9 protein-coding genes are annotated in these 11,918 nt (G+C 66.1%); 5 read left to right on the top strand and 4 right to left on the bottom strand.

Features of this window, described 5'->3' with window-relative positions; translation table 11 throughout:
• Positions 1-50 precede the first annotated feature (50 nt).
• A complete protein-coding gene (locus ABD301_RS25195) occupies positions 51-920 on the bottom strand; it encodes a PAC2 family protein (RefSeq protein WP_344312967.1) in 870 nt (289 codons plus the stop codon).
• A gap of 81 nt (positions 921-1,001) precedes the next feature.
• On the opposite strand from ABD301_RS25195, the gene metH reads away from it, so the two are divergent.
• From metH to ABD301_RS25175, 4 genes are all read left to right on the top strand, one after another.
• Positions 1,002-4,553 (top strand): methionine synthase, encoded by a 3,552-nt coding sequence (gene metH / locus ABD301_RS25190; RefSeq protein WP_344312965.1) that lies wholly within the window; start codon positions 1,002-1,004, stop codon positions 4,551-4,553.
• Between the two features lie 93 nt (positions 4,554-4,646).
• Entirely contained in the window at positions 4,647-5,309 is a 663-nt protein-coding gene (locus ABD301_RS25185) for an HAD family hydrolase (protein WP_163573367.1), read from the top strand.
• Positions 5,310-5,396: 87 nt separating this feature from the next.
• Entirely contained in the window at positions 5,397-6,977 is a 1,581-nt protein-coding gene (locus tag ABD301_RS25180) for a carboxylesterase/lipase family protein (RefSeq protein ID WP_163573368.1), read from the top strand.
• A gap of 68 nt (positions 6,978-7,045) precedes the next feature.
• Complete coding sequence (locus ABD301_RS25175) at positions 7,046-7,954, top strand: SMP-30/gluconolactonase/LRE family protein (RefSeq protein ID WP_279583103.1); 909 nt, start codon at positions 7,046-7,048, stop codon at positions 7,952-7,954.
• Between the two features lie 43 nt (positions 7,955-7,997).
• Here the strand turns inward: ABD301_RS25175 and aspS are convergent, their stop codons facing one another.
• The gene (gene aspS / locus ABD301_RS25170) at positions 7,998-9,287 is read right to left on the bottom strand and encodes an aspartate--tRNA(Asn) ligase (RefSeq protein ID WP_344312961.1); all 1,290 of its coding nucleotides are present in this window, start codon (positions 9,285-9,287) and stop codon (positions 7,998-8,000) included.
• A 375-nt stretch (positions 9,288-9,662) separates the two neighbouring features.
• Here aspS and ABD301_RS25165 point away from each other — a divergent pair, with 375 nt between their 5' ends.
• The gene (locus ABD301_RS25165; protein ID WP_344312958.1) at positions 9,663-10,091 is read left to right on the top strand and encodes an HIT family protein; all 429 of its coding nucleotides are present in this window, start codon (positions 9,663-9,665) and stop codon (positions 10,089-10,091) included.
• On the opposite strand, the gene ABD301_RS25160 is transcribed toward ABD301_RS25165, so the two are convergent.
• Positions 10,075-10,476 carry a carboxymuconolactone decarboxylase family protein gene (locus tag ABD301_RS25160; RefSeq protein ID WP_163573371.1) on the bottom strand — a complete coding sequence of 134 codons (402 nt, stop codon included), beginning with the start codon at positions 10,474-10,476 and terminating at the stop codon, positions 10,075-10,077. The genes ABD301_RS25165 and ABD301_RS25160 overlap by 17 nt on opposite strands.
• A 153-nt stretch (positions 10,477-10,629) precedes the next feature.
• Positions 10,630-11,679, bottom strand: a complete 1,050-nt coding sequence (locus ABD301_RS25155; protein WP_344312956.1) for an aminotransferase class V-fold PLP-dependent enzyme — start codon at positions 11,677-11,679, stop codon at positions 10,630-10,632.
• Positions 11,680-11,918 lie beyond the last annotated feature (239 nt).

Below are 11,918 nucleotides of genomic sequence, written 5' to 3'. Positions count from 1 at the left end.
ATCGGATTCCGACTGTGCAGCCACGGTGCCGCTGACCTGCGGCGGTGGGGTCAGGCTCCGGTGGGGCCGGTGGCGGGACCGGACGGGCCGCGCCGGCGCAGGTAGTTCTCGAACTCGGCGGCCAGTTCCTCGCCGCTGGTCTGCGCCATCGCCTCGCCGTCGCGTTCTTCCAACGCCCGTACGTAGTCGGACATCTCGGTGTCCTGGGTGGCCAGCTCGTCGACGGTGGAAGCCCAGGTCGCGGCCGCTTCGGGCAGGTCCTCGGTGGGCACCGGGAGGTCCAGTACGTCCTCGAGCCTGGTCAGCAGCGCGAGCGTCGCCTTCGGGCAGGGCGGCTGTGCGACATAGTGCGGCACCTGCACCCAGAAGGAGACGGTCTCCAATTCGGCCCGGGCGCAGGCCTCGTGCATGACTCCGGTGATGCCGGTCGGGCCCTCGTACCGGGACGGCTGCAGGCCGAAGCGGTCGATCATGGCCGGGTCGGTGGAACTTCCGTGTACGGGAAACGGGCGGGTATGCGGCACGTCCGCCAGCAGCGCGCCCAGCAGAACGACCGAGTCAACCTCCAGGGCGTGCAGGATCTCCAGCAGCTCTTCGCAGAACCCGCGCCAGCGCATGTTCGGCTCCAGGCCCCTGACCAGCACGATGTCCCGCTCGGAGCCAGGCGGGGAGCACACCGACAGTCGAGTGGTCGGCCACTCGATGCGGCGGCCGTCCTCGTCGGTCATCGACACCGTCGGCCGGTTGACCTGGAAGTCGTAGTAGTCATCTGGATCGATCGCGGCCAGCGGCTCGGCCTCCCAAGCCGCCTCCAGGTGCTCCACCACCGCGGTGGCGGCGTCCCCGGCGTCGTTCCAGCCTTCGAAGGCGGCGATCGCGATGGGCGAACGTAGGGTTGGCAGTCCGTCGAACTCACTCACTCGTACACCCTACGTCCCGCGCCGAGGAAGCCACCGGCAAACCAGGGTGGAGCGGCGCGCCGAACGCGGTAACCTTGACACATGTCTGGCAACCTTTCTCCAGAACACCCACTCCTGCGGACCCTGTCCGACCGGGTTCTGGTCGCCGATGGAGCGACGGGGACCATGCTCCAAGCCGCCGATCTGACCCTCGACGACTTCCAGGGCCTGGAGGGTTGTAACGAGATCCTCAACGTCACCAGGCCCGATGTCGTACGGCACATCCACGACGCCTACCTGGCGGCCGGCGCGGACCTGGTGAAGACCAACACCTTCGGGGCCAACTACGCCAACCTGCTGGAATACGGGATTCCGGAACGGATTTTCGAGCTCTCCGAGGCCGCCGCGCGGATCGCCAGGGAGGCCGTGGACGCGGCCGGTACGCCCACCTGGCGGCGCTGGGTGCTCGGCTCGGTCGGCCCCGGCACCAAGCTGCCCACGCTCGGCCACGCGCCTTTCACCACGCTGCGCGACGCGTACCAACAACAGGTCGCCGGGATGTTGGAAGGTGGCATCGACGCGGTCCTGGTGGAGACCTGCCAGGACCTGCTGCAGTGCAAGTCCGCGGTGTTGGGCGCGAAGCGGGCGATGGAACTTCTCGGCCGGCCGGTCCCGATCGTGTGCCATGTCACTGTCGAGACCACCGGCACGATGCTGCTCGGCTCCGAGATCGGCGCCGCGATGACCGCGCTGGAACCGCTGGGCATCGACTTCCTCGGACTGAACTGCGCCACCGGCCCAGCCGAGATGAGCGAGCACCTGCGGTATCTGTCGCGGCACTCGCGGGTGGGTCTGTCGGTGATGCCGAACGCCGGGCTGCCGCGGCTCGGCCGCAACGGTGCCGAATACCCGCTCACCCCGGACGAACTGGCCGAGGCGCTGTCGCGGTTCATCACCGAATACGGCGCGACCCTGGTCGGCGGCTGCTGTGGAACTACCCCTGACCACATCCGGACCGTACGAGCCGCGGTCGCCGACCTGGCGCCGGGACCACGAGCGCACGACGTCGAGCCGGCGGTCGCTTCGCTCTACACCTCGGTGCCGTTCGAGCAGGACGCGTCGGTGCTGATGATCGGTGAGCGTACGAACGCGAACGGCTCCAAGGCGTTCCGGGAGGCGATGCTGGCCGCCCGCTGGGACGACTGCGTCGAGATCGCCCGCGACCAGACCCGCGACGGCGCCCACCTGTTGGACCTGTGCGTCGACTACGTCGGCCGGGACGGCAGCGCCGACATGGCCGAGCTCGCCAGCCGGTTCGCCACCGCGTCCACGCTGCCGATCGTGCTGGACTCCACCGAGCCAGACGTGCTGCGGACCGGCCTGGAGCACCTTGGCGGCCGGTGCGCGATCAACTCGGTGAACTTCGAGGACGGTGACGGCCCCACTTCTCGCTACCACCGGATCATGGAGCTGGTCAGTGAATATGGCGCAGCCGTGATCGCGCTGACCATCGACGAGGAGGGCCAGGCTCGTACGGCCGAGCACAAGGTCGCGATCGCGACCCGGCTGATCGAGGACCTGACCGAGCGGTGGGGGATGCTGGAGTCGGACATCATCGTCGACACGCTCACCTTTACGGTCGCCACCGGTCAGGAGGAGAGTCGCCGGGACGCCCTGGAGACGATCGAGGCGATCCGGCAGCTGTCCAAGAAGTTTCCGGCCGTACAAACAACTCTCGGACTGTCCAATGTGTCCTTCGGGCTGAACCCGGCGGCTCGCCAGGTGCTGAACTCGGTGTTCCTGCACGAGTGCCAGGAAGCCGGGCTGACCTCGGCGATCGTGCATGCCAGCAAGATCCTGCCGATCTCCCGGATCGACCAGGAGCACCAGCAAGTCGCGCTCGACCTGATCTATGACCGGCGCGCCGACGGCTATGATCCGTTGCAGCGGCTGCTGGAGCTTTTCGAAGGCGTGGACGCGAAATCCAGCTCGGAGTCACGTGCGTCCGAGCTGGCCGCGCTGCCGTTGGTTGAGCGCTTGGAGCGGCGGATCGTCGATGGCGAGCGCACTGGTCTGGAAGCTGATCTGGACGCAGCCATGGCTTCGCGTGGGCCGTTGGAAATCGTCAACACGACCTTGCTGGCCGGCATGAAGACCGTTGGTGAGCTGTTCGGCTCCGGCCAGATGCAGCTACCGTTTGTGTTGCAGTCAGCGGAAACCATGAAGACCGCGGTGGCCTATCTAGAACCGCACATGGAGAAGAACGAGGATGACGACAGCAAGGGCACGATCGTGCTGGCCACTGTCAAGGGCGATGTGCACGATATTGGCAAGAACCTGGTCGACATCATTCTCTCCAACAACGGCTACCACGTGGTGAATATCGGCATCAAGCAACCGGTGACCGCGATTCTGGACGCGGCAACGGAAAACCGTGCCGACGTGATTGGGATGTCCGGCCTGTTGGTCAAGTCGACCGTGGTGATGAAGGAAAATCTGGCCGAGATGAACGAGCGGGGGATCGCCGCCCAGTTCCCGGTGATCCTCGGTGGGGCGGCGTTGACCCGTGCGTACGTGGAAGACAACCTGGCCGACATCTATGCCGGCGAGGTCCGCTACGCCCGGGACGCTTTCGAAGGCCTGCGGCTGATGGACGCGCTGATGCTCGCGAAACGGTCTGGGGCGGCCGTGACGCTTTCGCCCGAAGAGGAGAAGAAGGCTGCCGAGCGTAAGGCAAGACACGAGCGTTCCAAGCAAATCGCCGAAAAACGCAGGGCCGCCGGCCCGATTCTCTCGGTGCGCGACTCGTCCGTACGCTCCGATGTCTCGTCTTCGAACCCGGTGCCGTCTCCGCCGTTCTGGGGTTCTCGTGTGGTCAAAGGCCTTCCGACCACGGACTACTCCAGCTGGCTGGACGAACGGGCCACTTTCCTTGGCCAGTGGGGACTGCGCGGGGCACGCGGCGGAAACGGCCCGTCGTACGAGGAACTGGTGGAAACCGAAGGCCGGCCGCGACTGCGGTACTGGTTGGACCGGCTGAAGGCAGACGGCGTTCTGGAAGCCGCCGTCGTCTACGGCTACTTCCGGTGCTATTCAGAGGGAAACGATTTGATCGTGATCGGCGAGGACTCGGCCGAGCGGGCCAGGTTCTCGTTCCCCCGCCAGCGCCGGGACCGCCGACTCTGCCTGGCCGACTTCTTCCGGGAAAAGTCGGCCGACGAGCTGGACGTGGTCGCCTTCCATGTCGTCACGATGGGCCAGCCGATCGCCGACTATGCCAACAAACTGTTCGCGGACAACGCATACCGCGACTACCTGGAGGTGCACGGCCTGTCCGTCCAGCTCACCGAGGCGCTCGCCGAATACTGGCATTCGCGCGTACGAGCGGAAATGACGCTACCGGACGGGCGGGCAGCTGACGCGAACGACAGCAAGGATCTCGACGACGTGTTCCGACAGGGCTACCGCGGTTCCCGGTACTCGTTCGGATACCCCGCCTGCCCGGACATCGAGCAGCAGAAATACCTGATGGACCTGCTGGAGCCGGACCGGATCGGGGTCCAGCTGTCCGAGGAGTTCCAGCTGCATCCCGAGCAGTCCACGTCCGCGCTGATCGTGCACCACCCGGAGGCCAAATACTTCAACGCCACCTGAGCTCCACCTTCAGCGGCTGACACCGGGGATGTGATGAGCATCTTGGGAGCGGAGGGTGTTCGGCGGCGGGCGAAAGAAATAAGCTGGTGGGTGATGAATGCCCGAAGCCGCCTTCAAGCCGTCCTGTTCGACATGGACGGCACCCTTGTCGACTCCGAGAAGATCTGGGACATCTCGCTCAAGGAGCTCTCGCACCGGCTCGGCGGCGAGCTGTCCGCGCCGGCCAGGGCCTCCATGGTCGGCGCCAACCTGGCCCGGTCGATCGGCATCGTGCACGCCGGTGTGGGAGTGGTCGGCGGCGACCTGGCCGGTGACAGCGCGTGGTTGTTGGCTCGTACGCGCGAGCTGTTCAGCGAGGGGTTGACCTGGCGGCCGGGTGCACCGGAGTTGCTGCAATCCGTGCGAGACGCCGGCATTCGGACCGCGCTGGTCACCTCCACCGAACGTGACCTCACCGATGTCGCGCTCAAGTGGATCGGCGCGGAGTTCTTCGATGTCACCGTGTGTGGTGACGAGGTCGCACACAACAAACCGCACCCGGATCCGTACGAACGGGCCGCCGGGTTGCTCGGCGCCGATCCCGGGACGTGCGTCGCGGTGGAGGACTCGCCGACCGGGGTCGCCTCCGCGGTGGCCGCCGGTTGCACAGTGGTCGTGGTGCCGGCCGAGGTGCCGGTCGAGCCGGGCGAGCGGCGGATCATCCGGGAATCGCTGGTCGGCGTCGACGCGGAATATCTGAGAAACCTACTTAAGTAGGGCGTGCGGTGATTCCTTTAGGGCTCACGTAGCGAAAGCATTCCGGATCGAATATCCGTGGGAGCACATCACCACGGAGGGATGCGAATGCAGGGAAACCTGAGCAGGATAGGAAAGGCCGCGTTGGCGGCGGCGCTGGCCGTGGGATTCGTCGCGGCGGCGCCCGTTGCCGTCACCGCTGGCACGAATCCCATCGTACGAACCGATCGCGGTCTGGTCCGCGGTACGAGCGGCGCTGACTACCAGTTGTTCCAAGGCATTCCGTATGCGGCGCCACCGACGGGGTCGCTGCGCTGGAAAGACCCGCGACCGGCGCATTCCTGGTCGGGAGTACGCGACGCCACCCAGCCAGGTGCCCGCTGCGCCCAGCTCAGCCAGTACGGCGAGCCGGCCAGCGACAGTGAGGACTGTCTTTATCTGAATGTCGCCACCCCGCGGCCGACCGACCACTGGCCCAAACCGGTGATGGTGTGGGTGCACGGCGGCGGTTTCACCAACGGCTCAGGCTCCGAGTACGACGCGCGCCGGATCGCGGCGGCCGGCGATGTCGTGGTCGTCACGGTCAACTACCGACTGGGGATTTTCGGCAACTTCGGGCTGCCGGGGCTGCCCGACTCCGGTGACTTCGGCCTCGCCGACCAGCAGGCCGCCCTCCGATGGGTACGCGCGAACGCGGCCGCTTTCGGTGGCAATCCTGGCAACGTGACGCTGTTCGGCGAATCCGCCGGCGGCATGAGTACGTGTGCGCAGCTGACCTCGCCCAGGGCCGCGGGCCTTTTCGACAAGGCCATCATGGAAAGCGGCAGCTGTTCGCTCAACTGGCCGGTCGACGGCTGGTTCCCGGGGTTGCCGGCTTTTGGTGTCTACACGCCGCTTTCCCAGACGCAGGAGTTCGGCACGGAGACCGCCGCCGAGCTGCAGTGCCCGACCGGAACGACCACGCTGGCTTGTCTGCAAGGGAAATCCGTCGACAAGCTGCTGAACGTGACCCAGCCTTACAACGCGCCGGCCTACGGCACCGCGATGTTGCCGAGCGCACCGGCCGACGCGCTGAAAGCGGGTCGGTTCTCGCGCGTACCAGTCATCAACGGGCACAACCGCGACGAACACCAGGCCAACGCGGCCGGCTTGGGCACCATTAGCGCGGACCACTATGCGGAGCTGATCCGCGGCTCGTTTGGGGCGCAGGGCGACGCCGTACTGCGGGAGTATCCAGCGTCCGGGTATTCGTCACCGGCCGAAGCCTGGGGCGCGGCGATGACCGACCGCGGCTGGGCCTGCCCGACCCTGTCCGACGACCGCGCTTTGTCGGCCCACACGAGGACGTACGCGTACCAGTTCGCGGACCGGACGGCGCCGGTGCTGGCCCCGCATCCGGCCGGTTCGAACGCTGGGGCCGTACACGCCTCCGAATTGCCTTACCTGTTCGCGTTTCCGGTCACGTTGACTTCGGCACAACAGCAGCTGTCGGCCACGATGATGGGCTACTGGACCAGATTCGCGCACGCGTCGAACCCGAACGCGGCTGGCCAGCCATCCTGGTCGCCGGTCGTCGGAACGCAGGCTTCGCCGTACGTACAAAACCTGGACCTGGGTCCCAGCGGCGTCGGCCGGGTGGACGAGATGGTCCAGCACAAATGCGATTTCTGGTCCACTGTGAAGAGCTAGTAATCCCTTGCCGGAAATCCTGCCGACTTAACATGGAAGTGACCGTTGGATATGACGGAAGGACAACTGTGCTGACTTCTCGGATCGGGGTACGTCGGTGGGCGTTGGTCGCGGCGGTGGCCGTCGGTGTGGGGGTGATGACAGGTGCGGCACAACCGGTTAGCGCGGCGACCACCGCCTGTGACACCAAGGCGACGGTCAGCACCTTTCACGCCGATGCCGGCACCTGGTACGAAAACCTGGAGTTCGACGGTCAGGGCGGGGTGTGGATCGCCAACCTGACCGGAAACCGGGTGGAGCGGTATTCGGCCACCGGGACACTGTTGTCCACTGTGGACGTAAGGGCACCGGGCGCGTTGCGGAAAGGGCCGGATGGCCTGATCTACGTCAACTCCGGCGACGATCAGTCCGGACACGCCGAGATCGTCCGGTTCGATCCAGCCCACCTGGACCGGCCGCCGACGACGTACGCGACCGGGCTGATGAACGCGAACGGCAGCGGTTTTGACCGGGCCGGCAACCTGTATGTGGCGGATTCGAATGGCTCGGTGGTGAGAATCCGTCCCGGTGGGGCGATCGACGACAAGTGGACGACACCGATCCCCAGCGCCGACGGCGTGGCGATCGCCGGTGGATGGCTGTTCACCACCTCGGTGTTGGACCCGGATTCGGCGGTGACCCGGATTCCGCTGTCCCACCCAACCGACCATCAGGTGGTGACGAAGCTTTCCGCGGGTACGTCAAAGAATCCGGATGACCTGACGATGGGTCGCGACGGCCAGCTTCTGGTGGCCGCCTGGGGGAGCGGCGAGCTTTACCGGGTGAACCCGTGGACCGGCAGGACGTGTCTTTTGTTGTCCGGCCTCGACAAACCCACCAGCCTGCGGTTCGCACGGAATTTCGGCTCGTACGCGCCATGGCGTGATCTGCTGGTGACCGAGTCATCAGGAGCGATCCTGCGCTTGACACTCGGCTGATTCGTCGTCAGTGGCCCGGAGCCTTCCGGGCCACTGACGAGTCTTACGGGTTCAGCCGGTGCAGGTCGCGCGGAAACAGCGTGGTTTGCCGGATATTCGACACGCCGAGCAGCCGCGCCGTCCACCGTTCGAGACCGATGGCGAAACCACCGTGCGGCGGCATGCCGTGCGCGAACACGGCGAGATAGTCCTGGTACGTCTGGACATCCTCACCTCGCGCCGCCAGCGCGCTGACATAGTCCGAATAGCGGTGCAGCCGCTGGCCGCCGGTGACGAGTTCCAGCCCACGGAAAAGCAGGTCGAAGCTGTTCGAGGAGGCCGGCCGGGCCGGGTCCGGATGGGTGTAGAACGGCCGCTTAACCATCGGATACCCGGTGACGTAAAGGAATTCCGACCCGTACGTGCGCATCGCCCATTCGGACAGCCAGCGCTCGTGCGCGGGCGCGAGGTCCGGCTCGCCGCGCGGGTCCTCGGCGGTGTGTTTGGCCAGAAGTTCCTGCGCGTCAACGAAGTGGATCGCTGGAATCTCGTCCGGGACCTCCGGGATTTCCGCCTCCAGCAAAGCAACCGCCTGGCCGGCTCGTTCGGCGACAGAGGCCAGCATTCCAGCTATCGCCTGGCGCAGCACCGCCATCACCTCGCGATGGTCGGTAATGTAGCCAAGTTCGGCGTCCAGACTGGTGTATTGGGCGAGGTGCCGGGCGGTGTCGTGCGGTTCGGCGCGGAACACCGGACCCACCTCGTACACTCGCTCGAACACGCCAACCAGTGCCTGCTTGAAAAACTGCGGTGACTGGGCCAGATAAGCGGATTGACCGAAGTAGTCGATGCCGAAGACGTTCGCGCCGGACTCGGTGGCCGACCCGACGATCTTGGGCGTGTGGATCTCAGTGAAGTCGAGACCGTCCAGGGCGGCGCGAAAACCCGTCACACTGGCCGCGGTGATCTCGAACTGCGCCCGCAGTCGCGGATGCCGTAACGCGACCGGCGCATTGTCGAGAATGGTGGGCAGCGTAGCTGACACGGCCGGCCGGTAGAGGTCGAACGGCGGTGCCGCCGCCGGCTCGGAGAGCAGCGTGAGCTCCGGCTGGACGAGTTCCACTCCGCCGGGCGCCTGCGGCCTCGCGGCCACCAGCCCGGACACCTCGACGACCGTCTCTTCGCCGATGCCCTCGGGCGGCTCGGAAAAGACCACTTGGGCGAGCCCTGAGCGGTCCCGTACGACCACGAAAGTGACCGATTTCAGGTGCCGCTGGCGGTGCACCCAGCCGGCGATTCGCACCCGGTGGCCGACGTGCGCTGGCAGCTGCGCTGCCAGAATTCGTGAGATCATCACACTCCTGTGGGGATATGCGCGACCCCTTGGGAGTGCGGGCGAGAAGGGAACTCGCGGTGCCACCGCACTTTCACCGCCGCCGGCGCGAACACCGGTGACGGCCTCGTCGTGGCCCGATCACGGGGGCCGGCCGGCGGGGCATCGGGTGGCCTTGCGACCACCGTTCCTCCCCGCGCTCAGGAGTGTCTTCGCCACCGGACGCGAGGCCGCCTTCTCAGCTGCCGGCGGCTCTCTCCGACTCGCGCGGTCCGTGGCTACTTGTCTCCGTCAACGCGTTGCCCAGGATCATAAAGTCTTCGTCGCCCGGGCGCTCGTCAATTTGTCGCGAGCCGGCCCGGCCGGTGTCGGTGGGCCGCGATAGGTTCTCTCCTCGTGGCCGATAAACCGTGCGTGTTCTGTCAGATCGTGGCCGGCGAGTCCACTGCTCACGAGGTATGGCGGGATGAGCGGATCGTCGCTTTTTTGGACACCAAACCGGTTTTCCACGGACATGTGCTGATGGTGCCGACCGTGCACATCCGGACGTACGACCAGCTGCCGATCGATCTCGCCGAGCACTGGCTGACCACCTCGCAGCGGTTGCAGCTCGCGGTGCAGGAGGCGCAGGGCGCGGAAGGTTCGTTGATCCTGATGAACAACATCGTCAGCCAGAGCGTCCCGCACCTGCACCTGCACGTTATTCCGCGAGTGCGCAAGGACGGTCTGCGTTTCTGGCTCGGCCCACGGCACCCGTACGCCTCCGACGAGCAAGCCGCCGAAACCGCGGCCCGGATCAAGGCAGCCCTTAGCCTTCCTGCTTGACGGGAAGCAGGCCGCGTTCGGCAAAGACCTTCTTGGCGACGAAAGTCGCGTTCAAAGACTTCGGAAATCCGCAGTAAAGTGCCGTGTGCATCAGCGCCTCAACGATCTCGGTGGGCGTCAGGCCGACGTTGAGCGCGGTGTTGATGTTTCCGTCCAGCTGCGACTCGCAGCCGCCCAGCGCGGTGAGTATCCCCAGGTTGAGGAGCTGGCGATCGCGCGGCGGGAGCTCCGGCCGGCTGTACATCTCCCCAAAGCCCCACCCGATGATCTGCTCGCCGAGCTCGGGGTTGATATCGGCGAGCGCGTCGATGGTCTTCTGGACGGCCTCGCCATCGAGCTGCTGCAACATCTTCTGGCCCTTGGCGAACCGTTCCTCGCGCGTCATCTCTGGTCTCCATGAATTTCGATGGTGGTGTCCACAGGTTAACTCCAGGAGTGGGACCGAGCGGCGGTTCCGGGCGGCGAGCGGCACTTTCGGGCCGGCGGAAGGGGCTGATCATGCCACTGACCGGGATCGAGTCGCGGCACGTGATGGGCGTCATAGCGGCCGGCCAGTGATGGCGGTCACGGCAGTGTCCACATCGGACATCGTGTTGTAGACGTGGAAAGACAGCCGCACCCGGCCGGCTCGTACGGCCGTCACCACGCCGGCGGCGGCCAGCCGACGAGTGGCATTGTCGTCGACGGCGACAGTGACGACAGCGCTGTTCGACGGCGGTTGGTCCAGACCGGTGCGGAATGCGTTCGCCAGTGCCACATCATGCTCGTGAATTGCCTCAATGCCGGCGGTCTCCAGAGCCTGAAGCGACGGCACCGCACCCACCCAGCAAAACCAGGCCGGCGAGATGTCGAACTGGCGCGCCGAGGCGGCCAACCGCAGCGGTGGCCCGTAGTACGACTCGTGAAAGTCCTCACCGGCGTACCAACCGGCGGCCAGCGGCCGGATCCGTGCGGCGATTTCCGGCCGTACGGCGGCGAAAGCGGCACCGCGCGGCGCCATCAACCATTTGTACGCGGCACAAACCAGCACGTCGACGTCGCTCGCGTCGATCGGCAGCCAACCGGCCGCCTGACTGGCGTCCACAATGGACATCGCGCCGAACGCACGGGCCGCCGTGGTGAGTTTCGCCAGTGGGGCCACATAACCCGAGGCTGACTGCACCAGGCTGAAGGCCACCACGTCAGTGCGACCGTCGATCGCGTCCAGCAGCGACTCCGCAGGCACTGTGACGACCTCAACACCGCGGTCCGCGTGCACCAAATACGGGAACAGGTTGGAGGTGAATTCCTCGACAGGCACCAGCACCCGAGAACCGTCCGGAATCGACGCCGCCACCGGCGCCAACAATTGCGACACGGCCGCGCCGATGGCCACTGTGTCGTACGGCACGTTAACCAGATTCGCGAAAAGCACCCGCGCCTGGTTGACAGCCGGTTCCCATTCCTCCCAGGAACAAGCGCCCGTCTGCCATTGGTCAATGACTGTTTTTAATGTCTCGACAGTGGCCCGTGGCGGCAGGCCGTACGACGTCGTATTGAGCCAGCCGGGACGCGGTTCCCACAGCTGCTGCACGCTGGTACCGATCATCGCACCAGCGTATGACCCAGCGAAGCCCGTCGGCTCGGCCGACGGGCTCCGTTTTATGGGTTTCGGGGCTCTGAGGGGGATGCCGCGGACCTCCCCCCGACAGAGGTCCGACCGGGCCGCCGGCACTTTCGCGCTGATCGGCCAAGGCCAGCCTATAAAGTGGCGCAACTGATTTTCGTCATCACGATGGATGGTGACGGTCAGACCTTCGACGGATATTTCTCGCCTACGGACCGTCA

The organism is Fodinicola feengrottensis (assembly GCF_039530045.1).
Lineage (GTDB): Bacteria > Actinomycetota > Actinomycetes > Mycobacteriales > HKI-0501 > Fodinicola > Fodinicola feengrottensis.
The sequence above is the reverse complement of the archived record's forward strand: the minus strand, read 5'-3'. Positions and strand labels throughout refer to the sequence as shown.